The 26,770-nt window shown below is 71.8% G+C and carries 22 protein-coding genes; 11 read left to right on the forward strand and 11 right to left on the reverse strand.

Going from position 1 to position 26,770, the window contains the following annotated elements:
• Positions 1–18 precede the first annotated feature (18 nt).
• Positions 19–1,305, reverse strand: a complete 1,287-nt coding sequence (locus DEJ35_RS07945) for a HupE/UreJ family protein (RefSeq protein WP_110858559.1) — start codon at positions 1,303–1,305, stop codon at positions 19–21.
• A gap of 122 nt (positions 1,306–1,427) precedes the next feature.
• Between DEJ35_RS07945 and DEJ35_RS07950 the strand changes: the two genes are divergently transcribed.
• A complete protein-coding gene (locus DEJ35_RS07950) occupies positions 1,428–2,144 on the forward strand; it encodes a hypothetical protein (RefSeq protein ID WP_110858558.1) in 717 nt (238 codons plus the stop codon).
• 16 nt (positions 2,145–2,160) lie between these two features.
• Here the strand turns inward: DEJ35_RS07950 and DEJ35_RS07955 are convergent, their stop codons facing one another.
• The 5 genes from DEJ35_RS07955 to DEJ35_RS07975 form a co-directional block, all read right to left on the reverse strand.
• Positions 2,161–3,084 carry an ROK family protein gene (locus DEJ35_RS07955; RefSeq protein WP_027467215.1) on the reverse strand — a complete coding sequence of 308 codons (924 nt, stop codon included), beginning with the start codon at positions 3,082–3,084 and terminating at the stop codon, positions 2,161–2,163.
• Positions 3,081–4,766 carry an ABC transporter ATP-binding protein gene (locus tag DEJ35_RS07960; protein ID WP_110858557.1) on the reverse strand — a complete coding sequence of 562 codons (1,686 nt, stop codon included), beginning with the start codon at positions 4,764–4,766 and terminating at the stop codon, positions 3,081–3,083. The genes DEJ35_RS07955 and DEJ35_RS07960 overlap by 4 nt, the downstream gene beginning before the upstream one ends.
• Positions 4,766–5,659: an ABC transporter permease gene (locus DEJ35_RS07965; RefSeq protein WP_111192521.1), complete on the reverse strand. Its 894-nt coding sequence runs from the start codon at positions 5,657–5,659 to the stop codon at positions 4,766–4,768. The genes DEJ35_RS07960 and DEJ35_RS07965 overlap by 1 nt, the downstream gene beginning before the upstream one ends.
• The gene (locus tag DEJ35_RS07970) at positions 5,656–6,615 is read right to left on the reverse strand and encodes an ABC transporter permease (protein WP_111192522.1); all 960 of its coding nucleotides are present in this window, start codon (positions 6,613–6,615) and stop codon (positions 5,656–5,658) included. Before DEJ35_RS07970 ends, DEJ35_RS07965 begins: the two co-directional genes overlap by 4 nt.
• Before the next feature lie 93 nt (positions 6,616–6,708).
• A complete protein-coding gene (locus DEJ35_RS07975) occupies positions 6,709–8,502 on the reverse strand; it encodes a peptide ABC transporter substrate-binding protein (protein WP_110858555.1) in 1,794 nt (597 codons plus the stop codon).
• Positions 8,503–8,729: 227 nt separating this feature from the next.
• Here DEJ35_RS07975 and DEJ35_RS07980 point away from each other — a divergent pair, with 227 nt between their 5' ends.
• The 5 genes from DEJ35_RS07980 (at position 8,730) to DEJ35_RS08000 (ending at position 15,076) form a co-directional block, all read left to right on the forward strand.
• A complete protein-coding gene (locus DEJ35_RS07980) occupies positions 8,730–9,914 on the forward strand; it encodes an ROK family protein (protein WP_027467220.1) in 1,185 nt (394 codons plus the stop codon).
• The gene (locus DEJ35_RS07985; RefSeq protein ID WP_111192523.1) at positions 9,907–11,463 is read left to right on the forward strand and encodes a M81 family metallopeptidase; all 1,557 of its coding nucleotides are present in this window, start codon (positions 9,907–9,909) and stop codon (positions 11,461–11,463) included. The genes DEJ35_RS07980 and DEJ35_RS07985 overlap by 8 nt, the downstream gene beginning before the upstream one ends.
• Entirely contained in the window at positions 11,460–12,197 is a 738-nt protein-coding gene (locus DEJ35_RS07990) for a copper homeostasis protein CutC (protein ID WP_111192524.1), read from the forward strand. Before DEJ35_RS07985 ends, DEJ35_RS07990 begins: the two co-directional genes overlap by 4 nt.
• Positions 12,198–12,375: 178 nt before the next feature.
• On the forward strand, positions 12,376–13,806 hold the full coding sequence (locus tag DEJ35_RS07995) for a M20/M25/M40 family metallo-hydrolase (protein ID WP_111124098.1): 1,431 nt from the start codon (positions 12,376–12,378) through the stop codon (positions 13,804–13,806).
• Positions 13,807–13,813: 7 nt separating this feature from the next.
• Positions 13,814–15,076, forward strand: coding sequence for an MFS transporter (locus DEJ35_RS08000; protein ID WP_111192525.1), 1,263 nt, complete (start codon positions 13,814–13,816; stop codon positions 15,074–15,076).
• Between the two features lie 117 nt (positions 15,077–15,193).
• On the opposite strand, the gene DEJ35_RS08005 is transcribed toward DEJ35_RS08000, so the two are convergent.
• Positions 15,194–15,829, reverse strand: coding sequence for an ATP-binding cassette domain-containing protein (locus tag DEJ35_RS08005; protein ID WP_258378448.1), 636 nt, complete (start codon positions 15,827–15,829; stop codon positions 15,194–15,196).
• A 50-nt stretch (positions 15,830–15,879) separates the two neighbouring features.
• On the opposite strand from DEJ35_RS08005, the gene aztB reads away from it, so the two are divergent.
• From aztB to DEJ35_RS08025, 4 genes are read left to right on the forward strand one after another with little or no spacing between them, the layout of a single operon-like run.
• A complete protein-coding gene (gene aztB, locus DEJ35_RS08010) occupies positions 15,880–16,773 on the forward strand; it encodes a zinc ABC transporter permease AztB (RefSeq protein ID WP_111192526.1) in 894 nt (297 codons plus the stop codon).
• The gene (locus DEJ35_RS08015; RefSeq protein ID WP_111192527.1) at positions 16,770–17,969 is read left to right on the forward strand and encodes an ABC transporter; all 1,200 of its coding nucleotides are present in this window, start codon (positions 16,770–16,772) and stop codon (positions 17,967–17,969) included. The genes aztB and DEJ35_RS08015 overlap by 4 nt, the downstream gene beginning before the upstream one ends.
• A complete protein-coding gene (locus DEJ35_RS08020) occupies positions 17,966–18,898 on the forward strand; it encodes a metal ABC transporter substrate-binding protein (protein WP_111192528.1) in 933 nt (310 codons plus the stop codon). The genes DEJ35_RS08015 and DEJ35_RS08020 overlap by 4 nt, the downstream gene beginning before the upstream one ends.
• Positions 18,899–18,924: 26 nt before the next feature.
• Positions 18,925–20,106, forward strand: a complete 1,182-nt coding sequence (locus tag DEJ35_RS08025; RefSeq protein ID WP_181435544.1) for a hypothetical protein — start codon at positions 18,925–18,927, stop codon at positions 20,104–20,106.
• A gap of 103 nt (positions 20,107–20,209) precedes the next feature.
• Here the strand turns inward: DEJ35_RS08025 and DEJ35_RS08030 are convergent, their stop codons facing one another.
• The 4 genes from DEJ35_RS08030 to DEJ35_RS08045 form a co-directional block, all read right to left on the reverse strand.
• Complete coding sequence (locus tag DEJ35_RS08030; RefSeq protein ID WP_111192530.1) at positions 20,210–21,550, reverse strand: ABC transporter substrate-binding protein; 1,341 nt, start codon at positions 21,548–21,550, stop codon at positions 20,210–20,212.
• A gap of 62 nt (positions 21,551–21,612) precedes the next feature.
• Positions 21,613–22,563 (reverse strand): carbohydrate ABC transporter permease, encoded by a 951-nt coding sequence (locus DEJ35_RS08035; protein ID WP_258370265.1) that lies wholly within the window; start codon positions 22,561–22,563, stop codon positions 21,613–21,615.
• On the reverse strand, positions 22,560–23,474 hold the full coding sequence (locus DEJ35_RS08040) for a carbohydrate ABC transporter permease (protein ID WP_111192531.1): 915 nt from the start codon (positions 23,472–23,474) through the stop codon (positions 22,560–22,562). The genes DEJ35_RS08035 and DEJ35_RS08040 overlap by 4 nt, the downstream gene beginning before the upstream one ends.
• Positions 23,471–25,501, reverse strand: a complete 2,031-nt coding sequence (locus tag DEJ35_RS08045) for a beta-galactosidase (protein ID WP_258378449.1) — start codon at positions 25,499–25,501, stop codon at positions 23,471–23,473. The genes DEJ35_RS08040 and DEJ35_RS08045 overlap by 4 nt, the downstream gene beginning before the upstream one ends.
• Before the next feature lie 219 nt (positions 25,502–25,720).
• Between DEJ35_RS08045 and DEJ35_RS08050 the strand changes: the two genes are divergently transcribed.
• The gene (locus DEJ35_RS08050; RefSeq protein WP_111192533.1) at positions 25,721–26,743 is read left to right on the forward strand and encodes a LacI family DNA-binding transcriptional regulator; all 1,023 of its coding nucleotides are present in this window, start codon (positions 25,721–25,723) and stop codon (positions 26,741–26,743) included.
• Positions 26,744–26,770: the final 27 nt, after the last annotated feature.

The following is a 26,770-nucleotide window of genomic DNA, read 5'->3' on the forward strand; positions in this document are numbered from 1 at the left end:
GACGTTCCCTTGCGACCGTCAGCCCGCCGCCAGCCGTTCGACGAACCAGATCATCCCCATCACGAACACGCCGGCGGTCACGGCGCCCGTCACCCAGAGCGACGCCCGGTGTGCCTTCCGCCGCAGCAGTGAGAGCGGCGGGAACACGATGACGATGATCGCGAGCTGCACGGCCTCGATGCCGACGTTGAAGATCAGGAGCGAGACGAGCAGCTGCCACGAGAACGCCTCGTGGATGCCCAGCGCCCCGGCGAACCCGAGCCCGTGGATGAGCCCGAAGGCGAAGACGACGGCCAGGCGGGTCCACCCGGCACGATCGAGCGAGAAGTGTCCGTGCTCACCGACCACCAGCTCGTCGGCCCGCGATCGACGACGCCAGAGCCGCCACAGGTACCAGCCGGCGACCGCGGCGATCGACAGCGCGATGAGCGGTTCCACGACGATCGCGGGCGGGCTGACCACTCCGAGGGCGGCGAGGATGAACGTGATCGAGTGCGCGATCGTGAACGCGGACGCCGTGTAGACGACCTCGCGCAGTCGACGCGACCCGGCGATGAGCGCCACGAGGAACAGGATGTGGTCGATCCCGGTCAGCAGGTGCTCGGCGCCGAGGCGGAAGAACTCCCAGAAGCGCTCGCCCGCCGACTGCTCGGTCGAGAACGTGCGCTGGGAGGCGTCGAGGGTGGCCGAACCGGTCCGGTCGTCGACGTCGTAGGTGACGATCGTCTTGGTGTCGCGCACGAAGGTCTCGTCGTCGGGGAACAGCTCGGACGACACCACGTGCCCGGACTGCGTCTCCGAGGGTTCCGGGCAGGTGAAGTCCGCGGTCACGTGGGCGTACGGCACCTCGTCCTGCAGATCGACCGTGACGGTGTCGTCGAGCGTGCCCGTGCAGGCCTGCCCGCCGGCTCCGGTCACCGTGAAGCGGTCGAACACGTACTTCCCGATCGCGTCGGTGTGCGCCTCGGCAGCCGTCACCATCCCCGGGAAGTCCCCATCGTCCCAGGCCGTCTGCCCCTGCTCGTGCAGCGTGTCGTCGTGCTCGCTCGTGGCCACCGAGACGAGCATCAGGTCGTACTCGAGCCCGAGCTCCGCCTGCACGACCGTCGGCTCCGTGGACGTGACGTCGGCGTACACGACCGAGCTGAAGCCGTGCGCCGACGCCGGCGCCGCCCCCGCGAGCACACCGATCACGACCACCCCGAGCAGCACGAGCGCGGCGACGACCCGTGCGACGAGCGCGGACGCGGGAGACGAGTGGGCAGGGCGGGCGCGCAGGAGCGCGGCGGTGGTTCCGGAGGGCACGCGCAGACGATCCGGCCCGCAGACGACCGGCAGGTGAACAACCGGTGACCAGCGGCGGGACGGGTGTTGGACAGGTCCCCCGACCGGCCCGGGGCGGCCGTCGGGCGTGCTTGCATGGTGCCGTGACCCGCATCGCCACCCGGACGACCGTCCTGTTGACCGCCGTCGCCCTCGCCGGTGTCGGCGCCGTCCTGCTGGCCGGCTGCTCCGGGGCGTCGGACGGCACCACCGGCGGCGCCGGCCCGACGGCGACCGCGTCGGCGCACGCCTCGGCCGGGGTCCTGGGCGCCGGGTTCTCCGACCCCGACCAGCCGCCGGCGCCCGAGGCCACCATCCACCCGGAGCCCGGTTCGTGGTCCGGTGTGCACGCCCCCACCGGCTACGACGTCGTGCTGCTCTCCGACGCTGGTGACGCCGCCGACGCCCCGACCCGTACCCTGCTCGACGCCGTCGAGTCGTGGGCCGCGGACGAGGACGTCACCGTCACCCCGGTCTCGGCGAAGGACGCCGACGACCGCATCGCCGCGGTCCTGCGCGCCGTCGACGCCGAGCCCGACCTGGTCATCACCGTCGGCAACCACATGGTCGACCCGCTCGCGGCCGTCTCGCCGACCGCGCTCCACCAGCAGTTCCTGGTCGTCGGTGCCGAGATCGCCGAGCCGACGTCGAACGTCACGGCGGCGGACTGGACGGGCGGCGGGTTCCGCGGCGAAGGCCTCGGCCCGTCGAGCCACTACGACCCCGAGACCTTCACCGAGGACCGCGCGGCCCGTGGTCTGCGCGCCGGGCTCGCCGCCGTGCTCCACGACCTGCGCGGCATCGTCGTCTGGGTGCCCTGACCCTGGCGGTCCCCCGCTACGCGGTCTCCGGCTCCAGCACGCGCGCTCGCACCTGCGCCGCCGCGCCGAGTGCGACGGCGTCGGACCCGAGCGTCGACTGCGCGAGCCGGATCGTCGCCCCGCTGACCGGCGGTTCCGCGGCGATCGCCGCCGTGATGGCCGGTTCGAGCAGGTCCCATGACCGTGCGATCCCGCCGCCGATCAGGACGGTCGTGACGTCGAGGATCCCCGCGGTCAGCAGTGCGGCACGGGCCAGGCCCCACCCCGCGGTGGCGAAGACGGCGGCCGCGTCGGCATCTCCGCCGCGCGCGGCGACGGCGACGTCCCGTGCCGAGAGCATCCGCCCGGAGCGCTCGGCGTAGCGGTCGGCGATGCCGCGTGCGCCCGCGATGGTCTCCAGGTGCCCGGTCTGTCCGCAGGTGCACCGGGCGTCGCCGAAGCCGGGGACGTGGCCGATCTCACCGGCGGCGCCGCGCGGGCCGGCGAAGAGCCGTCCGTCGAGCACGAGCGCACCGCCGACGCCGGTACCGAGGGTCATGCCGAGCACGTCGGACTCCCCCACGACCGCGCCGGTGGCGATCTCGCCGAGCAGGAACGCGTTCACGTCGTTGTCGAGGGTCGCGGGGACGCCGAGGGCGTCCGTCACCGCCCGGGTCACGCCGTACCCGGCCCAGCCGGTGAACGAGTTGCCGGTGACCAGGACGGTTCCCGTGGTCCGGTCGACGACACCGGCCGCGCCCACCCCGACACCCGCCAAGGAGGCCCGGTGCGTCTCGAGCAGACCCGTCACGGCCCCGAGTGCGGCCGTCACGATCGCCGCCCCGCCCGCGTGCGCGGGCGTCGGCAGGTCGAGGCGGTCGATGACCTCGAGGTCGGGCGTGGTCAGGACGACCTTCGTGTTGGTGCCGCCGACGTCGACCCCGGCCAGGACCCGGGTCACGCGGTCACCGCCGCGAGCGAGGCGAGGCGCGCGGTCCGACGCTGCCGTTGCAGGACCGGGTCGGGCACCGGTACCGCTGCGAGCAACCGCCGGGTGTAGTCGGTGGTGGGGTGCAGCAGCGTCGTGCCGGTGGTGCCCTGCTCCTCGACGACGCCCTGGCGCATCACCACGACGCGCTCGGCGAAGTGCTGCACGACGGCCAGGTCGTGTGACACGAACAGGCACGCGAACCCCAGGTCGTCCTGCAGCTCGCCGAGGACCTCGAGCACGGTCTCCTGCACGCTGACGTCGAGCGCCGAGGTCGGTTCGTCGGCGACGAGCAACCGCGGTTCGAGCACCAGCGCCCGGGCGAGCGAGACCCGCTGCCGCTGCCCGCCGGAGAGCTCACGCGGCGCACGGGACGCCAGGGTCCGTGGCAGCCGCACCGCGTCGAGCACCTCGTCGATGCGGCGACGGCGGTCGGCCGAGGACATCCCGCGACGGTGCACGGCGAGGGGTTCCGCGATGCACTCGGCCACGGACATCCGGGCGTCGAGGGACGCCACCGGGTCCTGCAGCACGACGCCGATGCCGGAGCGGAGGGCACGACGGTCACGGCCCTTCGCGGTCCGCAGGTCCTGCCCGAACAGCGACACCGTGCCGGACGTCGGCTTGATGAGCCCGAGTGCCACCCGGGCCGCGGTCGACTTGCCGGAGCCGGACTCGCCGACCAGGCCGACGGTCTCACCGGCGTGCACCGCGATGTCGATGCCCGCGAGCGCGTGGACGGCACGCGCCCCGCGCCCGAACGTCACCGAGACGTCCCGCAGGTCGACCACCGGGGCCGCACCGGGCCTCCCGGCCGTCTCGGTCCCCGTGTCGGTGACGGGAGCCGACGGACGATCGCCCGCCACGTCGAGCCGCGGCACCGCGGCGAGCAGCCGCTTGGTGTACTCGTGCTCGGGGCGGAGCAGGACGTCCTCGACCCCGCCGGTCTCGACGATCTCGCCCTGGAGCATGACCGCGACGCGGTCGGCGAAGTCCGCCACGACCCCCATGTTGTGCGTGACGAGCAGCACGCCGGTGCCGGTCTCGACGGCGAGCGCACGGAGCAGCTCGAGGATCTCGGCCTGCACGGTCACGTCGAGGGCCGTGGTCGGCTCGTCCGCGATGAGCAGCTTCGGCGCGTTCGCGATCGCCATCGCGATGACCACGCGCTGGCGCTGCCCACCCGACAGCTGGAAGGGGAACGACCGGGTGCGCGACTCGGGGTCGGGGATGCCGACGCGACGGAGCAGGTCGACGGCCTCGGCCGCGGCGGCGGACGCGGAGACGTCACGGTGGTTCCGGATCACCTCGGCGATCTGCGCACCGACGCGGGTGAGCGGGTCGAGGGCGGTCGCGGGCTCCTGGAAGACCATCGAGACGGTCGAGCCCCGCAGTGCCCGGAGCGCGGGTTCGGGTGCACCGACGACCTCGTGCCCGGCGACGACGGCACTGCCCGAGGCCGTCGCGTTGCCGGAGAGCAGCCCCATCGCGGCGAGTGCGACGGTGGACTTGCCGGAGCCGGACTCGCCGACCAGGGCGAGGGTCTCGCCGGGGGCGACCGACAGGGACACCCCCCGCACGGCGTCGACGGTGCCGGACTCGGTGCTGAAGGTGACGCCGAGGTCGGTCGTCTCGAGGATCGGTTCGGTCGTCATCAGCGGCCCCGTACGTCGAAGGCGTCCCGCAGTCCGTCGCCCACCGCGTTGAACGCGCAGACGACCAGGATCACGGCCAGACCCGGCGGCACGATGAGCCACCAGCGTCCGGAGTAGGCGGCGGTGAGACCCGCCGAGAGCATGCCGCCCCAGTCCGTCGCGGGCGGCTGCACGCCGAGCCCGAGGTACGAGACGTAGGCGACCAGCAGGATCGCGTCGGCGACCTGGAACGTCGCCGCGACGACGATCGTCGACACCGAGTTCGGCAGCAGGTGCTTGCCGATCGCTCGGGCGTGCGAACCGCCGATCGCGCGCAGCGTCAGGACGTAGTCGCGGTTCTTGAGCGTCAGGGTCTCGGCGCGGATCAGGCGGGACGGCACGAGCCACGACACCAGGCCGAGGATGACGATGAGGCCGCCGACCCCGGGGTTCGTGATCGCCGAGATGACGAGCAGGATGAACAGGGCCGGGATCGCGATGCCGGCGTCGACGACGCGCATCATCAGCGCGTCGACCCAGCCGCCGACGTACCCGGCGACGGAGCCCCACAGCGTGCCGACGACGGTGGCCAGGACCCCGGCGGCGATGCCCACCATCAGGGAGACCTTGCCGCCGTACATCAGGCGACCGAGGACGTCGTGGCCCACGGCGTCGGTGCCGAGCCAGTGCGCGGCGCTCGGGCCCTGGTTGGCCTGCTCGAGCAGCGTGTGGGTCTGGTCGGTCGTGTACACGAACGGGCCCACGAAGCAGAACAACACGATGACGACGATCAGGGCGAGGCCGATCACGGCGAGGGTGTTGCCCCGGAACCGGCGGGCGGCGAGCCGGAACCCGGTGGCCGCGACGGTGACGGGGGCGCCCGGGGCTTCGGGGGCCATCTGGACGGCGGTCATGCGCGGCTCGCCTTCACTCGCGGGTCGATCAAGGACTGTGCGACGTCGGCGAGCAGGGTGCCGATGACGGTCGCGATGGAGATGACGAGCACGCAGCCGAGCAGCGTCGGGTAGTCGGAGGACTGTGCGGCGTTCCAGAACAGCAGCCCCATGCCGGGGTAGTTGAACAGCTGCTCGGTCACCAGGGCGCCGCCGAACAGCACCGGCAGGTAGTACCCGAGCATCGCGACGACCGGGGTCAGCGAGTTCCGGAACACGTGCCGCCGCAGGATCGTCGCGGTCGAGGCGCCGCCGGCACGGGCCGTACGGACGTAGTCCTCCTGCAGGTTCTCGAGCGTCGAGGCGCGCATGTACCGACTGAACACCGCGATCATCGCGAGGGCTCCGGTCACCACGGGCAGCACGAGTCCGGCGGGGTCCTGGAACACCTCGGCCAGGGTGGTGCCGCTCGGCGCCTGGGACGGCAGCCACGGCAACTGCTGGCTGAAGACGATGATCAGGACGAGACCGAGGAAGAACGCCGGCGTCGAGTAGAAGACGAACGCCAGGGCGGTGGCCGCGTAGTCGACCGCACCGTTGCGGCGGGCCGCTTGCAGCATCCCGACCGGGATCGCGACGACGAGTCCGAGCACCGCGGAGATGCCGGTGAGCACGAGGGTCTTCGGCAGGCGCTCGGCGATGAGCTGCGAGACCGGCTCGTTGAGCGTGTACGAGGTGCCGAGGTCGCCGGTCACCAGACGACCGAGGAACCGCAGGTACTGCACGGGCAGCGGCTGGTCGAGCCCCTGCGCCTGGTTGAACTGGGCGATCTGCGTCGGGGTCGCGGAGACGCCGAGCACGCCGCGGGCGGGGCCGCCGGGCAGTGCGTGCAGCAGGCAGAACACCACGACGGTGACGATGAGGATCACCGCGAGCGCCTGCAGGACGCGCCTGGTGAGGTAGAGAGCTGTGGTCATGCGGCTTCCGATGGTCGGATTGGAGACGTGCGAGGGACGGGAGGCGCGGTGCGCGTCGGACGCGCACCGCGCCTCCCGTCCCTGGTCACGGTCTTACTTGTTCCACTTCCACTGGGCCGGGTGGAAGTTGGCGAGCGAGTCCTGGTCGAAGCCGGACAGGCCCTTCTTGACGACCGAGATCTGGTAGTCGGGGCTCGGCAGCCAGATCACCGGCAGGTCCTTCGCGACCGCTGCGCTGTAGTCCTGCACGGCGGTGGCGTCGGTCGAGGTGGTGGTCGCGTCGATCAGGGAGTCGACCTGTTCGTTCGAGTAGCTGCCGAAGTTCGCCGAACCGCCGGTCTGGAAGAGCGACTCACCGGTCGGGTAGGCCGGGAAGTACCAGCTGCCCGCGGTGCCGAAGAACGACAGGTCCCAGTCGCAGCTGGCCTCGTCCGAGGTGCAGGTCGGGGTCTGCGACAGCACGCTCGACACCGGTGCCGTCTTGATGGTGAAGTCGATGCCGGTCTTCGCGAGCGAGGACTGGATCGCGCTCATCATGTTGTCGGTCACGGTCGAACCGGACTGCGACAGCACCTGCATCGAGAACTTCGTGCCCTGCTCGACGCCCTCGCCGCACTGGCTGGCGGACGTGCCCGGGTCGGTGCAGACCATCGTGCCGCCCTGCTCCTTCCAACCGTGGCTGGTCAGCAGGTCCTTGGCCTTCGAGGTGCTGAACGGGTACGGGTTCGACTTCTGCACGTCGGAGACGTAGTCGGACTCCTGCGCCTGCGGGATCGGACCGTACGTCGAGGTGGCGGTGCCGTTGAAGACGACCTTCGACAGCGACGTCTGGTCGATCGACATCTGGACGGCCTGACGGGCGTACAGCTGCTTGAAGACGGCGCCCATCGTCGGGTTGTTGAAGTTGTACGGCATGTACGTGATCGCCCAGCCGGTCCACGGCTCGACCTCGTAGCCCTTCCCGGTGAAGGACGACTTCTGGTCCATGTCGGTGGCGTTGATGTAGCCGTAGTCGACCTCGCCCGAACGGACGGCGTTCACCTCGGCGTCGGCGGTGGTGAAGGGCAGCAGGTTCACCGTGGTGATCGACGGCTTCTCACCACCGTCGTACTTCTCGTTCGCGGTCAGGGTGACCTTGCCGGCCGTGGTGAAGGTCTTGACGCCGTAGGGGCCGGAGATGGTCTTCCACAGGTCGTCGGTGGCGTAGTCGGAGATCTTGCCGGCGGCGGTGTTGAGGTACTTCCACACCTGCTTCGCGCCGGCGGTGGTCTCGTCGGCGTCGGTCACCTTCGCGGTCGCGCTGGTCTTGTCCCAGGCGTGCTGGGGCAGCGGGATGATGTGGCTCAGCTGGTTGGCGAGCATCCAGTCCGCGTTGTAGGCCTTGTCGAACGTGATGGTGAAGTGCGTGTCGTCGACGGCCTTGAACGACGTCCAGTTGTCCGGCGCCTTGCCCTTGGAGTACGAGCCCCACTGGTCCTTGTTCGCCTTGATCAGGTTGAACCAGAACCCGACGTCGCGGCTCGTGATCGCCTCGCCGTCCGACCAGTGCCGGTCGCCGAGCGTCATGGTGACGCTCTTGCCGTCGTCGGCGAACTGCGCGTCGGTGGCGACGGAGCCGGCCTTGTTCCACGCGATCTTGCCGGTGGACCCGTCGTACGCGACGAGCGGCTCGTACAGCGACTGGGCGATGGAGCCGTTGTTCGTGTTGAGGTGCGCGGCGGTGCCGATCGGCAGGATCCAGTTCGGCGTGAAGTTGGCGGGGAGCGCGTAGTCGATCTCGTCGGTCGATCCCTGCGAGGCGTTGCCGCCTCCGGAACAGCCGGCGAGCAGCGCGCTCACGGCGATCGCAGCTCCGGTGAGGAGCGCCCAGCGACGGGGCTTGGACATGCGGTGTCTCCTTGTGCGAGGGACTTCGGGGAGGTGGAGCACGGGTGCCGAGCGGCACGAGGACAGTCAAGGACCAAAGCGATTGGAAAAACAAACATCTCGATGTAAAAACTGCGTTACTGCGGAACGGACGAAAGGGTGGACCGCTCGATCCGCCCCGTAGGCTCGCGGCAGAACGGACCACCGACCGGTGTTCCGTTCCCGTTCCGCCCGGATTGGAGAAAGTCGTGGCCGATCTCAGCGCCCGCGTCCTGGAGCTCGTCGCCTCGGGGCAGGCCGCCAGCCGGACCGAGATCGCGAAGGTGCTCGGAGCCGCTCCCTCGACCGTCTCGCACGTCGTCGGCCAGCTCCTGGAGCACGGGATCCTCGCCGAGGAAGGCACCGACGTCTCGACCGGCGGTCGCCCCCGCAAGGTGCTCCGCATCGGCGGCGTCGACGAGTACGCGGTCGCCGCGGACGTCGGTGGCGGGCACGCGCGCATCGGCGTGGTCCTGCCAGGAGGCGCGCTCGAGTCGGTCGCGAACGTCCCGTTCGCGCTCTCCGACGGTCCGACCGCCGGGCTCCAGCGCCTGGCCGCGCTGCTCGAGCGGCTCGCCGACGACCGTGGTCGCGAGGGACTGCGGGGCGTCGGGCTCAGCCTGCCGGGGCCCGTCGACGTCGTCGCCGGCGTCGTGGACCTGCCCAGCCGGATGCCGGGGTGGAACGGGTTCCCCGTGGCCGCGTGGCTGAGCGACCGGTTCGGCCTGCCGGCGATCGTCGACAACGACGCGAACTGCATGGCGGCGGGTGAACAGACGGTGCAGGACCCTGCTCGACGCCAGACCATCACGATCAAGGCCGGATCGGCGATCGGCGCGGGCATCGTCATCGACGGTCGGCTCTACCGCGGGTCGACGGGGGCCGCCGGGGACATCACGCACGTGCGGATCGACGCCGCCGGGGACACCCCGTGCTCGTGCGGCAACACCGGCTGCCTCGAGACGGTGGCGTCCGGGGCCGCCCTGGTCCGGATCCTGTCGAACGCCGGGGTCGACGTCGCCTCGACCGCCGACGTCGTCCGGCTCGCCTCGGACGCGCATCCCGAGGCCACCCGTGCCGTGCGGATGGCGGGCAGGTACCTGGGCGAGGTGCTCGCCGCCAACGTGAACTTCTTCAACCCGGACGCCGTGTACCTGGGCGGCATCCTGTCGACCCTCGACCCGTTCATCGCCGCCGTGCGGAGCCAGCTCTACGAGAGCTGCCACCCGCTGATGACCCAGCACCTGGCCATCGAGCCGGTGTCGCTCGGTGCCGATGCCGGGCTCGTCGGCGCCGGGCAGTTCGCCCTGCAGCGGGGCCTCGCCGCCTCGCTCGAGGAGCTCTCCGCACCCATCCCCCAGTCCACCACCAGGAACAGGAGCGTCCGTGTCTGAGACCAGCCCCGTCACCCCCGCCGTCCCCGTCGCCCCCGCTGGCGCCCGTCGTCCGGTCATCGCGATCGCCGGGCTCGCCATCGAGACGTCGACGTTCACACCGACCCGGACGCACGCCCCCGCGTTCCACCCGGACCGCGGGGACGAGGCCGTCGCCCGGTACCCGTTCCTGGCGACCATGGCGGACCGGGCAGACTTCCGCGGGGCGCTCATCGGGCACGCGCTGCCCGGCGGGATCGTCGACCGGGCATCGTACGAAACCCTGGCCGACGAGATCGTGGACCGGCTGCGTGCGCTGGGTCCGGTCGACGGGCTCTGGTACGACATCCACGGCGCGATGGTGGTTGAGGGACTCGACGACGCCGAGACGGACCTGCTCGGCCGCATCCGCCAGGTCGTCGGCCCCGACGTCATCGTGTCCGCCTCGATGGACCTGCACGGCAACGTCACGCGCGAGCTCGCCCACCGGGTCGACCTCGTCACCTGCTACCGGATGGCCCCGCACGAGGACACCCTCGAGACGAAGGAGCGTGCCGTCCGGAACCTCGTCGACGTGCTCACCGAACGACCCGTCGGTGCGCAGCGCCCCGTGAAGGCCTGGATCCCGATCCCCGTCCTGCTGCCGGGCGAGCAGACCTCGACCCGTCTCGAGCCGGCGAAGTCGCTGTACGCGCAGGTCCCGCTCGTCGAGCAGACCGAGGGCGTGCTCGACGCCGCGATCTGGGTCGGGTACGCGTGGGCCGACCAGCCCCGCGACCGAGCCGTCACCGTCGTCACCGGGTGGGACGAGGCCGCCGTCGCCGCCGGTGCCGAGCGGCTCGCGGCGGCGTTCTGGGACGTCCGCGAGGACTTCGTGTTCGTCGCCCCCACCGGCACGTTCGAGGAGTGCCTCGACGCCGCGCTCGCCCCGGGCGCCGCGAAGCCGTACTTCGTCTCGGACTCGGGCGACAACCCCACGGCCGGCGGCTCCGGGGACATGACCTGGGGCCTGACGCAGGTGCTCGCCCGCCCGGAGTTCCAGGACCCGTCGGGCCCGACCGTCATCTACGCGAGCGTGCCCGGACCGGCCGCCGTCGCCGCTGCGGTGGACGCCGGCGTCGGTGCGACGATCACCGTGACCGCCGGCGCCGAGGTCGACGACGTGCACGCGGGTCCGATCACGATGACCGGACGGGTGCACGCGATCAAGCACGGTGACCGCGACGCCGAGACGGAGGTCGTGCTGCAGGTCGGCAGCGTCTTCGCGATCCTGACCAAGCTGCGGAAGCCCTACCACCACGAGCACGACTTCACCGACCTCGACCTGGCGCCGCGGCAGGCGGACGTCGTCATCGTGAAGATCGGGTACCTCGAACCGGAGCTGTTCGACATGTCCGCCGACTGGATGCTCGCGCTCACCCCGGGCGGTGTCGACCAGGACCTGCTGCGCCTCGGGCACCACAGGATCGAGCGCCCGATGTTCCCCTACGATCGAGTGTTCCCGACGGCACCGGACCTCCGCGCCCGCATCGTCCCCGCCTCCAACGAACCGCTCGGAGCCCCTGCATGAGCACCACCGCCGCACTCGAGATCGCCGTCACCTCACCGGCGGGTGCGACCACCGCGCGGGACGGCGGCGCCGACCGCGTCGAACTCTGCGTCGGGCTCGAGCTCGGCGGGCTCACCCCGTCGCAGGCCCTGGTCGAGACGACCCACGAGACCGGGATCCCGGCGCACGCGCTGGTCCGCTGCCGCCCGGGCGGGTTCGTGCACTCCCCCGACGAGGTCGAGCTCATGGTGCGCGAGGTCCGCACGGTCCTGCGCTCCGGGGCCGCCGGCGTCGTGGTCGGTGCCCTGCGCCCCGACCGGACCCTGGACGAGGACGCCCTCCGCCGCTTCGTGGACGCCGCCCGCTCGGTCAGCGCCACCGCCGAGGTCACCCTGCACCGTGCGATCGACCACGCGACCGACCCCGTCGCCGCTGCCGGGTCGCTCGCGGCGCTCGGGTTCACCCGCGTCCTGACCTCGGGGGCCGCCCCCACCGCGGTCGCCGGCGCCGAGACGATCGCACGCATGGTCGAGGCCGCCGGGCCCGTGCAGGTGATGGCCGGCGCCGGGGTCACCCCCGCAGACGTCCGCGCGCTGCTCGCCACCGGTGCCGCCGCCGTGCACCTGTCGGCCAAGCGACCGGCCGCGGACAGCGCGCACGCCGGGGTGCCGATGGGCGCCGGGGACGACGGCTCCGCGCACTTCGTCACCGACGCCGAGGTCGTCGCGGCCGCGCGGCGCGCGCTCGACGCCTGAGTCGTCCCGGACCCGCACCGGGTCCCCGGACCCACACCGCGCTCCGGACCCGCACCGGGTCGGTGGTGCGGCGCGTGGCGGACGCGCACCGCGCCTCCAGGCCAATCCGTGACCACCCGGAGGGACCCGCTCCTACGGTCGACACCACCTGACCGAACGGAGAACCGTGTCCGCTCCCGTGACCGACAGCACCGAACCCGACACCCGTCGCGCCGAGGTCGCGCGGTTCCTCGAGGAGCGCCGCGAGCACCTGGTGCGGCAACTCAGCGAGTGGGTCCGCATCCCGTCCGTCGCATCGCAACCCGAACGGGCGATCGACGTCGACCGGTCCGCGCACTGGCTGGCCGGAGCGATGCGCGAGGTCGGCCTCGAGACCGAGATCCTGCAGGCCGGTCCCGCACCGGCCGTGTACGCCGAACTGCTCGTCGACCCGGCGCTGCCGACTGTGCTCGTCTACAGCCACCACGACGTGCGGCACGCGAAGCCCGAGGAGTGGCACGAGACCTCACCGTGGGAACCCGCGTTCCGCGACGGACGCCTGTACGGGCGAGGGGCGTCCGACGCGAAGGGACAGGTGCTCGCCCACCTGTGGGGGCTGCGCGCGCACCTCGCCACCCGACCCGACGGCACCCCGGCCGTGAACCTCAAGTTCCTCGTCGAAGGAGAAGAGGAGCTCGGCTCCAGCCACTTCGCCGACCTGCTCGACGCCGAGCAGGAGCGGCTGGCGTGCGACGTCGTCGTGTTCTCGGACACCCTGCAGTGGAAGGCCGGCAACCCCGCCGTCGTGACGTCGATGCGTGGCATGACGGGCGCGACCCTCACCGTCACCGGGCCCGCACGCGACGTCCACAGCGGCGCCGTGTCCGGCCCCGCGCCGAACCCGGTGCACGCGCTCGTCACCGTGCTCGCGGCCCTGCACGACGACCAGGGCCGCATCACGATCCCCGGGTTCCTGGACGACGTCGACGCGCTCACGGACGAACGCCGTGCCGAGCTGCAGGCACTCGACTTCGATCCCGACGTCTGGGTCGAGCGCACCGAGACCGGGGCGATCACCGGCGAGGCGGGGTACTCGGTCGAGGAGCGCCTCTGGGCACGACCCTCGATCGAGGTGCTGACCCTGCTGGCAGGCGACCCCACCGGGTTCCCACGAGCCGTGGTCCCGCGCGAGGCCACCGCCGAGATCAGCATCCGGACCGTGCCGGGGCAGCGCGTGCAGGCCGTCGCCGAGCAGCTGCGCCGGTTCGTCCGGGACACGATGCCCGACGGGGTGACCTACGAGCTGACGATCCCCGAGGAGACCGGGCAGGATCCGTACGTGACCCCGTCGGGCCCCGAGCTCGACGCGCTCGTGCGGGCGATGGAACTCGGGCACGGCACCGAGACCGCCGGGCGGATGGGAAACGCCGGGGGCGGTCCGGCGGAACTGCTCGGCCGGGTGTTCGACGCACCCGTCCTGTTCGTCGGGACGGGGTTGCCGGAGGACCACTGGCACTCGAGTGACGAGAGCATCGACCTGCGGACCCTGCTCGACGGCGCGGCGACCATCGCGCACCTGTGGAGCGAACTCGGTACCGAGGGGAATGGATCGCAGCACTCCGCGGCTTGATGCCCCCATGACATCGTCAGCAGAGCGCCGCGGGTGGCTCAGCGTCACGTCCGTCGCACTCGGGTCGTTCGTGCTCGTCCTGTCCGAGTTCCTGCCCATCGGGCTGCTCCCCGCCATCGCCGACGACCTGGACGTCGGCATCGGCACCGCCGGCCTGATGGTCGTCGCCACCGGACTCGTCGGCGCCGTCGCGGCACCGGTCGTCACCGTCCTGACCTCGCGACTCGACCGCCGGGTGGTGCTCGTGTCCCTGACCGTGCTGCTCGTGGTCGCCGACGGCCTCGCCGCGATCGCGCCGTCGTTCTGGGTGCTGCTCATCGCACGGATGCTGCTCGGTGTCGGCATCGGGGGCTTCTGGGCCATCGGCGCCGGGATCGCCGGGCGACTCGTCCGGCCGGAGCTGACGATCCGCGCGACCTCGCTCATCACGGCCGGCGTCTCCGTCGCGACCGTCGTGAGCCTGCCGCTCGGCACCCTGGTGTCGTCGCTCGCCAGCTGGCGCCTCGGCTTCGTGATCGGCGGGGCGCTCGGTCTCGTCGCGCTCGTCCTGCAGCTGGCGATGCTGCCGAAGATCCCCGCGCAGCAGCGGGTGCGGTTCGCCACGCTCGGGTCGCTGCTCCGCGTGCCCCGCGCCCGGGTCGGACTCATCGCCGCGGCCTTCGTCTTCGCGGCCCAGTTCGCCGCGTACACCTACATCGCGCCGTACCTGCAGCAGCTCGTCGGCGTCGGCCCCGACACCGTGACGATCGCGCTGCTGGTGTTCGGCGTCGCGGGCATCGTCGGCAACTTCGCCGCGGGCTTCACGCTCGACCGCAGTGTCCTCGGCACCATCGGGGCGTCGAAGTTCGTGCTCGCGGCGGCCGTCGTGCTGCTGCCGCTGCTCGCCCACTCCGTCGTGGGGGTCTTCGTGCTGCTCGTCGTGTGGGGCCTGGTGTGGGGTGCGCTGCCGCTCGGGATGCAGACGTGGATGTCGACGGCGTCGCCGGCCGGGTCCGAGACCGGGCTCGCGCTGTTCGTCACGACGATCCAGCTCGCGATCGCCGCCGGTTCGGTGCTCGGTGGTGCCGCCGTGTCGTCGTTCGGTCTGGCTGCCGACTTCTGGCTGGCCGGCGGGGTCGCGGTCGTCGGTGCCGTCGTGCTCGTCGCGATGGGGCTGCGGAAGTCGAGTGCGGTGCCGGCGGTCGAGCCGGTCGTGGCCGACCACGTTGCCGCCGAGCCGGTCGCGGCCGACCCGACGCCGACCGCCCCCGTGGCCGTCGCCTGCCCCTGACGCCGGTCGGGGACTGGTCGGGGGCGGTCGGGACCGGTCGCAAGACACCGGTGTTCGCGCGTTGAACACGTGCAGACCGCGGTTCAACGGGCGAACACCGGTGTTTTGCGGAATCGGTCAGGTCAGGGCGACGACGCGGTCGGCCGCGACGATCGCGGCGGGGTCGTGGGCCGCGTGCACGACCACGACCCCTGCCGCGGCCTCGTCGGCGAGCGCCGCCACCACGAGCGCAGCCGACTCGGCGTCGACCCCCGCGGTCGGTTCGTCCACCAGCAGCACCCCGCCCCGCTGTGCCAGCCCGAGCGCGACGAGCGCGCGCTGACGCTGCCCGCCCGACAGCTCCTCGATCGGCCGGTCTGCCAGGTCGAGGACCGCCATCCGCTCGAGCTGCGCGTCGACGATCACACGGTCGGTGCGTCCGAGCGGCCGCCACCACGCGCGGTGCCGCCACCGCCCCATCGTCACGGCCGCGCGGACGGTGAGCGGGAGCGTGGTCGGCGGCACGGACTGGGTCACGTAGGCGACACCGTCGGACGGGAGGCCCGTCACCCTCCCGGCGGTCGGCCGCACGACGTCCGCGACCACGTCGAGCAGCGTCGACTTGCCCGAGCCGTTCGGTCCGGTGAGCGCGGTGACGACCCCGGCGGGGAACGTCACGTCGAGCGCGTCGAGGACGGTCCGGTCGCCGAGGACGGCCGTCACGCGGTCCAGGTGGACGGCGGATCGGGGCTCGGTCGGCTCGGTCGCAGGCACCTGAGCACGCTATCAGTATCGATACTCGTTTTCATGTAGCGTCTCGGACCGTGACCTGGCTGACCGATCCGTTCTCCGTCGACTTCATGGTGCGCGCCCTGGTCGGCGGTTCCCTGGCGGCGGTCCTCTGCGCCGTGGTCGGCACGTGGGTGCTGGTCCGGGGCATGGCGTTCCTGGGCGAGGCACTCTCGCACGGCATGCTGCCCGGCGTCGCGATCGCCACCCTGACCGGGATCCCGCCGGTGCTCGGCGCCGCGGTCAGCGCGGGCGTGATGGTGCTCGGCGTCGGGGCACTGCGACGTCGTGCCCGGCTGTCGTACGACACCTCGATCGGCCTGCTCTTCGTCGGGATGCTCGCGCTCGGCGTGATCATCGTGTCGTCCTCGCGGTCGTTCGCCACCGACGTCACCGCCATCCTGTTCGGCGACGTCCTCGCCGTGACCCGGGCCGACGTCGGCGGCCTCGCGATCGCCGCAGCCGTGGCCCTGGCCGTCGCCGTGGCGTTCCACCGACCCTTCACCGCGCTGGCGTTCGACACCCGCAAGGCCACGACGCTCGGACTGCACCCACGCCTGGCCGAGGTCGTGCTCATCGGGCTCGTCACCCTGGCGGTCGTCGCCTCGTACCGGGCCGTCGGCACCCTGCTCGTCGTGGGCCTGCTGCTCGCGCCAGCCGCCGCCGCCCGCGCCTGGACCCGGCACGTGGCCTCGACGATGGTCCTCGGCGCCGGCATCGGTGCCGCCGCCGTGCTCGTCGGCCTGCTCGTCTCCTGGCACGCCGGCACCGCCGCCGGCGCGAGCATCGCCGCGGTCGCCGTCGGCAGCGTGGTGGTCTCGCGCGCCCTGGCCGTCGTCGTCCTGCGGCGCACCCCGATCCCCACACCGGCCCGCGCGGCCGCGCCGGCAGCACCACGATCCACCGCACCGTCTCGAGAGGGAGCATGAAGCACTCGACCACCAGCCGCGCCCCCGCGCGCCTCCTGTCCACCATCGGCCTCGCCACCGGCCTGGCCCTCACCGTCACCGCCTGTTCCACGGGCACCCCGTCGGCCGACAGCTCGACCGGCACCACCCGCCCGCACGGTTACGTGGCGGGCGCGAGCGAGTCCCAGGAACCCCAGGTGCGCCTGCTGGCCGTGTCGGCGACCGGCGCGACCGCGCTGCACGACCTGCTCACCGAGGAGACCGCCGAACTCGATGACGTGGACACACCGGAGCACTCGGCGACCGACGGCCGGTTCCTCGTGACGAGCGACGGCGACCGCACGACGATCATCGACGGCGGGTCATGGACGGTCGACCACGGCGACCACACGCACTACTACGCCGCGGAACCGCGCACCGTCGGCACCATCGACGGCGGCGGCCGGGTCGAGGTGCACTCGTCCGAGACCATGACGACGATCACCTGGCCGGACCGGGCCGAGGCCGTCGTGCTCGACCGCCAGGCACTGGGCCAGGGCGAGGTCGACGAGACCGCACGGATCGACGCGAGCGTCCTGCTGCCGATGGGCGAGCAGCTCGTGGCGGCCGACGGCGACACGGTCCGCGTGCTCGACCCGGACGGCGACGCGACCGACGCCGCCGACACCGCGCAGACCTGCACCGACCCCGCCGGCGGGATCGTCACCCGCGCCGGTGCCGTCGTGGGCTGCGCCGACGGAGCGGTCGTGGTGGACGACGCCGGCGAGACCTCGTTCGTCGACCTGCCCGGCGGCGCCGAGCGCCCGCCGGCCTTCGACGCACGCGCCGGCCGGCCCACCGTCGCCGGCCTGGCGGACACCACCGGGTTCTGGTTGCTCGACGTGCGACAGGGCTCCTGGCGCCTCGTGCCGACCGATCGGCCCCTGCGCACCGTGGTCGCGGTGGACGACGAGGACGAGCACGTGGTCGGGGTCGACGACTCCGGGCGGGTGGTCGTCGTGACCGCCTCGACGGGGAAGGTCGCCACGACCGAGCCGCTGTTCGAGGCCGGCCCCGACGACCCCGCACCGCTGCTGCAGGTCGACGCCCAGCGTGCCTACCTGGCCGACCCCGCGGACGGCACCGTGCACGAGATCGACTTCGCCGACGGCGCCCGGGTCGCCCGCACGATCGAGCTCCCCGTCGCCCCCGTCGCCTTCGCCGAGGTCGGGCTGTGACGGGCACCAGGGCCACCAGGACCACCAGAGCCGCACGGCGCACCCTGGTCGCGGGCCTCGTCGCCGCGACCGTCGCCCTCGTCGCCACCGGGTGCACCACCACCGGCTCCGACCGCCCCCTCGTCGCGGTCACCACGAACATCCTCGGCGACGTCGTCCGCGAAGTCGTCGGGGACCAGGCCGACGTCATGGTCCTCATGCCCCCGGGCGCCGACCCCCACTCGTTCGAGGTCTCCGCGCAGGAAGCCGCCCGGCTGCGGAGCGCCGACCTGGTGGTCGAGAACGGGCTCGGGCTCGAAGAAGGGGTCGCCCGCCACGTCGCGGCGGCGGCCGAGGACGGCGTGCCGGTCTCCACCGCCGGAGACGCGTTCGACCCGCTGGAGTGGACCACCGAGGACGACAGCGGGCCCGACCCGCACTTCTGGACCGACCCCGCCCGGATGGTCGACGTGGTCGAGGCCCTGGACCAGGACCTGCGCGACGCCGGGATCGAGCCGACCGGCACCGACGCCTACCTGGACGAGCTCCGCGACCTGGACGACACGATGACGACCGCGTTCCGTGCCGTCCCCGAGGAACGCCGGGCGCTCGTCACGAACCACCACGTGTTCGGCTACCTGGCCGACCACTACGGGTTCCGGGTCGTCGGGGCGGTGATCCCGAGCGGGACCACCCTGGCCTCCCCGAGCGCCGCCGACCTGCGCGACCTGGTCGCCGCGATCGACGGGGCGGGAGTCCGGACGATCTTCGCCGACGCCTCGCAGCCCGCGCGACTGGCCGCGGTGCTCGCGGAAGAGGTCGACCTGCACGTCGAGATCCGCCCGCTGGCGACGGAGTCCCTCACCGAGGACGGCGACGCCTCCACCTACCTCGGCATGATGCGCTCGAACACCGAGGCCATCGTCGACGGCCTGTCGACTGGTAATTGAGAATGAGAATCAATACAGTGACCGGCATGACGAACACGAAGACGCTCCGGGCCGTGTGGCCCGCCGCCCTGCTCGGCGCCGCCGCCCTGGCCCTGACCGGTTGCGCGACGAACACCGCCGACGCCGGGTCCGACGACACTGCGACCCCGAAGGCCGACGGGACCCGCATCACCCTGACCTACGACGGTGGCCTCCTCGTCCTCGACCAGGACCTGCAGGTCGTGGCCGACGACGCGATCGACGGCTTCACCCGGGTCAACCCGGCCGGTGACGGACGCCACGTGCTCGTCACCGTGCCCGAGGGCTTCCGGGTCCTCGACACGCAGGCCGAGCCGGCCCTGACCAACGCGGTGTTCCCCGCCGACACCGGCGGCCACGCGGTCGTCCACGGCGACACCACCGCACTGTTCGCCGACGGCACCGGCGACGTGACGACGTTCGACCACACCGAGCTCGACGGCGCCGACCTGCCCGAGGTCGAGACGACGAAGTCCGAGGCCGCCCACCACGGCGTCGCGATCGAGCTCGAGGACGGCACGCTCCTGACGACCATCGGCACCGAGGAGAGCCGGTCCGGCGTGCGCGCCCTGGACGCCGACGGCGAGGAGATCGCCCGGTCCGAGGAGTGCCCCGACGTGCACGGCGAAGGTGCGGTCACGGGTGAGGTCGCGGTGTTCGGCTGCACCGACGGCGCCCTGGTCTACGACGACGGCGCGTTCGAGAAGATCGACGCCCCGACCGAGTACGGCCGCACCGGCAACCTGTTCACCACCGAGGACTCGTCCGTCGCGGTCGGCGACTACAACGACGACCCCGACAGCGAGGGCTACCTGCTCGACCAGATCGCCCTGATCGACGCGGCCTCGGGCGAGTACACCGTCGCCGACATGCCCGACGGCGTCGGCTTCACCTTCCGCGACCTGGCCCGCGGCCCCGGCGACGAGGCCGTCGTGCTCGGCTCCGACGGCGCGCTGCACACCTTCGACGAGACCACCGGCGAGCAGCTGGAGTCGTACCCGGTGATCGACGCGTGGGAGGGCCCGGCCGAGTGGCAGGACGCCCACCCGGCCCTGAAGGTCGAGGGCGACGTCGCCTACGTCACCGACACCGCCGAGCAGAAGGTCCACGCGGTCGACCTGACCACCGGCAAGGTCATCGCCTCGAGCGACGAACTGCCGGGCGTGCCCAACGAGATCGCGGTCGCGTAGGGCTGGAACCGACCCGAGACGCGACAGGAGGCCCGTGGCGATCCCGCCACGGGCCTCCTGTCCGCTGTCAGCGCGTGGACCGCGCGACGTCAGCCGCCGTCCGTCAGCCCTTGACCGGGATCGACTGCGCCTTGAGCGCCGCGATGGTCTTGGACTGGCCCGACTCGAGCGCCTCGGCCAACGTGCCCGAGCCGGACGCCGCCTGCCCGAAGCCGTCGGACACGTCCGAGTAGGTCTGCGTCATCGTCGGGCCCCAGGTGAAGGGCTGGATGTCCTTCGCCGCGGTGGCGAACTCCTCGTAGATCTTCTGGCCGCCGTAGAAGTCGAGCCCCTCGGTCAGGGCCGGCAGGTCGGCGCCGGTGGTCGAGGCCGGGTACAGGTTGGCCTCCTTGTTCAGTGCGGAGAGCGCCTCGGTCGAGGTGTTCAGCCAGACCAGGAACTTCGACGCCTCGGCCGGGTGCTCGCTGCCCGCGAAGACGACGTTCGACGAACCGCCCCAGGCGGCTGACTTGGTCTCGCCGGACTCCCACTGCGGCATCGGCGCGACGGCCCACTTGCCCGAGGTCGACGGCGCACCGCTCGAGATGGTGTTCGCACCCCAGACCGCGGAGACCCAGGTCCAGTCCTTGCCGCTGTCGTAGGCGCTGTTCCACTGGTCGGTGAAGCTCGGCAGGGTGTTGACGAGCTTCTTGTCGATCAGGTCCTGCCAGTAGTCGGCGACCTTCTTCGACGCGTCGTCGTTCAGGTTGACCTTCCAGTCCTGGCCCGAGTTCTCGAACCACTGGCCACCGGCCTGCGAGACGAGCCCCGCGAACTGGTTGACGTCACCCTTGGCGAAGTTGGTGATGTTGCCGCCGAGCGCCTTGATCTTGACGGCGTCCTCGGCGTACTCCTCCCACGTCTTCGGGGCGTCGAGACCGGCCTTCTCGAACAGGTCCTTGCGGTAGTACAGCGCCATCGGACCGGAGTCCTGCGGCACCGCGTAGACCGACTTCGACTCACCGAAGGTCACCTGGTTCCACAGGCCGTCGGAGAAGTCCTTCTTCGCGTCGCTGATGCCGGCGCACGCGCCGATGTCCTCGAGGCCGCCCTGCACGCGGAACGCCGGCAGGGTGTCGTACTCGACCTGGCCGATGTCCGGCGCCTGCTTGGCCTTCAGCTGGTTGAAGAAGTTCTGGTAGGTGCCGCTGTTGCCGTTCGCGACGATCGAGACCTTGACCTGGATGTCCGGGTTGGCCTTGTTCCAGATCGCGACGACCTTGTCCATGTTCGGCACCCAGGTCGTGAAGTCGAGGGTGACCTTGCCGTCCGAGGGCTTGCAGCTGGCGGCCGCGGTGTCGGATCCGCCGCCGCCGCTGCTGCTGCCGCCGGTGCTGCAGCCGACGAGGGCCACGGTGGCGGCCACGGCGATCGCGGCGACGCTGAGGAACTTCGTTGTCTTCATGCTGTTTCCGTTCGGATGTGGTGTGGGGAGAACTGGTGCGGGAAGGGGTGCGGGTCGAGGGGCTACTTCAGGCCGCCGGAGCCGAGGCCGGAGCGCCAGAAGCGCTGCAGGCTCAGGAAGGCGATGAGCAGCGGGATGATCGAGACGAACGACCCGATGAGCACGAGGGTGCGCAGGTCCGGGTACTGGTTCACGCTCGAGTTCCACGTGTAGAGGCCGAGGGTGACGGGGAACAGCGACGAGTCGCGGAGCATCACGAGCGGCAGGAAGAAGTTGTTCCAGACGGCGACGAACTGGAACAGGAAGATCGTCACGAGCGCGGGCGACATGAGCCGCACCGCCACGGTGAAGAACGTCCGGACCTCGCCGGAGCCGTCGATGCGGGCGGCCTCGATGATCTCGTCCGGCACGCTCGACGCCGCGAACAACCGCGACAGGTAGACGCCGAACGGGCTGACGATGCTCGGCAGGAACACCGACCAGAACGTGTCGGTCAGGTCGACCTGGCTGAAGATGAGGAACAGCGGCAGGGCCAGGGCGGTCGCCGGCACGAGCACGCCGCCGAGGAACACGTTGAACAGCACCTCGCGGCCGCGGAACCGGTACTTGGCCAGGGCGTACCCGCACATCGCGGAGAGCACGGTGCCGAGCAGGCCGGCGACCCCCGCGTAGGCGATGCTGTTCAGCAGCCAGCGCAGGTAGATGCCGTCCTGCCGCGTGAACAGCTCGACGAGGTTGCCGGAGAAGTCCTGCACCGAGGTGGCGCTGAACCACAGCGAGAACGTCGAGTTGAAGTTCGCGGCGGTCTTGGTGGACGAGACCAGCAGCCAGAAGATCGGCAGCAGGAAGTAGAGGGTGAAGACCCCCATCACGATCATCGCGGCGCTGCGCGAGATGACGCTCTCACGGGGACCGCGCGCTCCGCGCTGGTGGGGACGGGAGGCCCGGTTCGGCTCGAGCGGTCGGCCGACGTCGCGGACGAGGTCACCTGGGGACGGGGCGTTGACGGTCATTCGGCGGCCTTCCGCTGGGGCAGTCGGAGGAACCCGATCGACAGGACGAACGTGGCGACGGCGAGGACGACCGAGAACGCCGCGGCGAGGTTGAAGTTCGGCACCGAGGACGTCGAGTAGACGAGCATGTTCGGCGTGAAGGTCGACGAGATGGTCGAGGTGAACTGGCGGAACACGGTCGGCTCGGTCAGCAGCTGCAGCGTGCCGATGACGGAGAACACCGCGGTGAGGACGATGGCCGGCACCACGAGCGGGATCTTGATCGACAGGGCGATCCGGAGCTGGGACGCACCGTCGAGCTTCGCCGCCTCGTACACCTCGGCGGGGATCGCGAGGAGCGACGAGTAGATGATGAGCATGTTGTAGCCGACGTAGACCCAGGTCACGACGTTGGCGACGGCCCACAGCACGGTGCTGCCGCCCAGCAGGTCGACCCGCGAGGTCACCGCGGAGAACGGCGACAGGTCGGGGGCGTAGAGGTAGCCCCACATGATCGCGGCGATGACGCCGGGCACCGCGTACGGCGCGAAGAACGCCAGGCGGAAGAACCGCTTGCCGCGCAGCAGCGGGGAGTCGAGCAGCAGGGCGAACAGGAGCGCGAGCCCGAGCATCACCGGCACCTGCACGACACCGAACAGCAGCACGCGGAGCACCGAGCTCCAGAACTCGCCGTCCTGGAACACCAGGGCGTACTGGCTCAGACCGCCGAAGACCTGCGTCGGGGCGCCGAACGTGCCCTGCCGCTCGATCTTCTGCAGCGACTCCCACACGGCGTAGAGGATGGGGACCAGGTAGAACGCCGTGAACAGGACGGCGAACGGCAGGACGAAGATCGCGATCGCGCGGCGGTAGCGGAACCCGCCGCCCCGGCGTCGTCGGGTCGCGCTGGGCGACTGTGCGGTGGTGGTCATGAGCGGTTCCTGTCGGTGCGGATGATCTGGGTCCCGCCGGGGGCGATGGCGGTGGTCCCGGTGACGGGGCGGTCGGCGACGAGCTCGTGGCCGACCTCGTGGTGCTCGACGGTGCGGTCGGAGTGGTTCAGCAGGAAGACCCACTCGTGGGTGTCGTCCCGGCGACGCACGACCTCGAGTCCGGGGCGGACGGCGGGGTCGGCGCGCACCCCGGCCTCGTCGAGGACGCGGTGGACGAAGCCGCCCAGCGCACCGGCGTCGAGCACCGTGGACGTGTACCAGGCGGTCCCGGCGCCGTGCTCGTTGCGGGTGACGGCCGGGCGGCCGGCGAGCGAGCCCTCGGCGTAGTCGACGACGCTCGTCGCACCGCGCAGCTCGACCGGCTCCGACCAGACGCTGCCGGTCGTGCCGTCGGACAGCGCGATCGTGGCGTCCGCGGCGAGCGGGAGGAACTCGTCCACCCGCACGCCGAGCAGGTCGCGGAAGGCGCCCGGGTAGCCGCCGGTGCGGACCCGGTCGCGCTCGTCGACGATGCCGCTGAAGCAGCTGACGATCGCGTGCCCGCCGCCGGCGACGTGGTCGGCGATGACGGCCGCGTGCTCGTCGCGGACCAGGTACAGCTCGGGGACGACGACGAGCGCGTACCCGTCGAGCGGTGCCCCGGGGGCGACGACGTCGACGGTCACGCCGAGGTCCCAGAGCGCGGCGTGGAACGCGTGGACCTGCTCCAGGTAGCGGAGCGCGGTGCTTGGGTGGGCCTCGAGGTCGGCCGCCCACTGGTTCTCCCAGCTGAACACGAGCGCGACGTCGGCGACCACGCGGGACCCGCGCAGTTCGCCGAGCCGCTCGACCAGGGCGCCGAGCGCGACCACGTCGTGCCACGTGCGCGACTCGGTGCCGGCGTGCGGCAGCAGCGCGGAATGGAACTTCTCGCTGCCCTGCACCGACGCACGCCACTGGAAGAAGCAGACGCCGTCGGCACCGCGGGCGATGTGCGCCGCCGTGTTCCGGAGCATCTCGCCCGGGGCCTTCGCGACGTTGTGCGGCTGCCAGTTGACGGCACCCGTCGAGTGCTCCATGAGCAGCCAGGGGGCGCCGCCGGCCAGGCCACGGGTGGTGTCGGCGGCGAAGGCGAGCTCGACGTGCGGCCGGGGCAGGCGGTGGTCCAGGTAGTGGTCGTTCGCGATGACGTCCATGTCGCCGGCCCACGACCAGTAGTCGAGCGCCGTGATGTGCGCGGCGACCATGAAGTTCGTCGTGACGGGCTTGTCGCTCAGCTCGCGCAGGACGGCGGCCTCGGCACGGTGGTGACCGAGGAGCTCGTCGGACGAGAACCGGTCGAAGTCGATGGTCTGCGCGGGGTTCGTGAACGACAGCGTCGCGCGGGGCGGCAGCACCTGCTCCCACGCGGAGTAGCGCTGGCTCCAGAACGAGGTGCCCCAGGCGGCGTTGAGTGCGTCGACCGTGCCGTACCGGGCCTGCAACCAGCCGCGGAAGGCCTGGGCGGAGACGTCGCAGTAGCAGTGCGCGTTGTGGCAGCCGAGCTCGTTCGACACGTGCCAGAGCCGCACGGCGGGGTGGTCGCCGTAGCGCTCGGCGGTCGCGCGGACCAGGGCGAGGGCGTGCTCGCGGTAGACCGGGGAACTCGGGCAGAACGCCTGGCGGCCACCGGGCCAGCGGGTGGTGCCGTCGGCGACGACGGGCAGGACCTCGGGGTACCGGGTGGTGAGCCACGGCGGCGTCGAGGCGGTGCCGGTGCCCAGGTCGATCCCGATGCCTGCGCCGTGCAGCAGCTCGATGACGGTGTCGAGCGCGGCGAAGTCGTACTCACCCTGCCGGGGCTCGACGTGCGACCAGCCGAAGACGTTGATCGCGACGAGGTTCACGCCGGCCGTACGCATGAGCCGGACGTCCTCGACCCACACCTCGGGGTCCCACTGCTCGGGGTTGTAGTCGCACCCGAACGCGAGGCCCGTCGAGCCGAGGCCGAGCGCGCCGGTGGCGGTCGTCGGCAGGGTGGTGGTCATCACGGGGATCCTCGCTGATCGGGGCGACCCCGGCCGCCTCGGTCGCGTGCGACCCCTTCGACGGCGAAGGCCACCCAGTGTTCTGGGAGCGCTCCCAGTCCGCACCGGACGATCGGGGCCGGAGATTTCTGGGAGCGCTCCCAGATCAAACACCAGCGGCTGCACCCTGTCAACTGCGAGGCGTTCCGAGGGCTCCTCGGCGCCGGATATGGTTGCCCCATGTCCGAGGTCCGATCCGCTCGTCAGCGCGCCACGATCCAGGACGTCGCCGACGAAGCGGGGATGTCGCGCGGCACCGTCTCACGGGTGCTGAACGACGAGCCGTACGTGTCGCCCAAGGCGCGCGAGGCCGTGCAGGACGCCGTCCGACGCGTCGGCTACGTGCGCAGCGCCGCAGCCCGCAGCCTGGTCACCCGGCGATCCGGGGCGATCGCGCTCATCGTCCACGAACCCTCTGTCGTGGTGCTCGACGACCCCAACATCGGCAACATCCTGATCGGCACGAACGCCGTGCTGTCCGACGCCGACCAGCAGCTCGTCACGATCATGGTCGACTCCGCCCGCGACAGCGAACGCGTGGTCGAGTACCTGCGCGGCGGGTTCGTCGACGGCGCCATCGTGCTGTCCGCCCGCGACGGCGACCCGATCACCGGCGCGATCGAGGAGATCGGCATGCCCGCGTGCTTCGTCGGGCACCCGTCCGACGCCGCGAACATCTCGTACATCGGCATCGACAACCGCGCCGCAGCCGAGCAGATCACCCGGCGCCTGATCGACACCGGTCGACGACGGATCGGGATGCTCGCCTCGGGACTCGACCGCGACTCCGGCCAGGACCGTCTGGCGGGGTTCACCGCGGCACTCGGCGAGCGCTTCGACCCCGACCTCGTCGCCCGGAACCCCCTGTTCAGCTACACCGCCGGCGCCGAGGGCATGCGCGAGCTGCTCGAGCGAGCCCCGGACATCGACGGGGTGTTCGCCGCGTCCGACGCGGTCGCCGCCGGTGCCATGGACGTGCTGCAGCGCAACGGCCGGAGTGTCCCCGGCGACGTCGGCGTGGTCGGCTTCGACGACAGTGCCTGGGCGCTGCGGTGCGACCCGCAGCTGTCGACGGTGCGGCAGCCGGCGCGCCTGCTCGGCGAGCAGGCGGCGCACCAGGTCCTCGAGCAGATCGGCGGCACCGACGACGGTCCACGCGGTCTGCTGTTGCCGACGGAGGTCGTCTGGCGCGGGTCCGCGTAGCCGGCCACGGAACGCCACGGGAGGCCC

The sequence above is a fragment of the Curtobacterium sp. MCPF17_051 genome (assembly GCF_003234595.1).
GTDB classification, from domain to species: Bacteria; Actinomycetota; Actinomycetes; order Actinomycetales; family Microbacteriaceae; genus Curtobacterium; species Curtobacterium flaccumfaciens.

Excerpts from the sequence above, each read along its gene's own strand:
- DEJ35_RS07960 (WP_110858557.1), bottom strand. The coding sequence starts at position 4,766 with ATGACGACCGAACCGATCCTCGAGACGACCGACCTCGGCGTCACCTTC.
- DEJ35_RS07965 (WP_111192521.1), bottom strand. The coding sequence starts at position 5,659 with ATGACCGCCGTCCAGATGGCCCCCGAAGCCCCGGGCGCCCCCGTCACC.
- DEJ35_RS07970 (WP_111192522.1), bottom strand. The coding sequence starts at position 6,615 with ATGACCACAGCTCTCTACCTCACCAGGCGCGTCCTGCAGGCGCTCGCG.
- DEJ35_RS07975 (WP_110858555.1), bottom strand. The coding sequence starts at position 8,502 with ATGTCCAAGCCCCGTCGCTGGGCGCTCCTCACCGGAGCTGCGATCGCC.
- DEJ35_RS07990 (WP_111192524.1), top strand. The coding sequence starts at position 11,460 with ATGAGCACCACCGCCGCACTCGAGATCGCCGTCACCTCACCGGCGGGT.
- DEJ35_RS08000 (WP_111192525.1), top strand. The coding sequence starts at position 13,814 with ATGACATCGTCAGCAGAGCGCCGCGGGTGGCTCAGCGTCACGTCCGTC.
- DEJ35_RS08015 (WP_111192527.1), top strand. The coding sequence starts at position 16,770 with ATGAAGCACTCGACCACCAGCCGCGCCCCCGCGCGCCTCCTGTCCACC.
- DEJ35_RS08025 (WP_181435544.1), top strand. The coding sequence starts at position 18,925 with ATGACGAACACGAAGACGCTCCGGGCCGTGTGGCCCGCCGCCCTGCTC.
- DEJ35_RS08030 (WP_111192530.1), bottom strand. The coding sequence starts at position 21,550 with ATGAAGACAACGAAGTTCCTCAGCGTCGCCGCGATCGCCGTGGCCGCC.
- DEJ35_RS08035 (WP_258370265.1), bottom strand. The coding sequence starts at position 22,563 with ATGACCGTCAACGCCCCGTCCCCAGGTGACCTCGTCCGCGACGTCGGC.
- DEJ35_RS08040 (WP_111192531.1), bottom strand. The coding sequence starts at position 23,474 with ATGACCACCACCGCACAGTCGCCCAGCGCGACCCGACGACGCCGGGGC.
- DEJ35_RS08045 (WP_258378449.1), bottom strand. The coding sequence starts at position 25,501 with ATGACCACCACCCTGCCGACGACCGCCACCGGCGCGCTCGGCCTCGGC.
- DEJ35_RS08050 (WP_111192533.1), top strand. The coding sequence starts at position 25,721 with ATGTCCGAGGTCCGATCCGCTCGTCAGCGCGCCACGATCCAGGACGTC.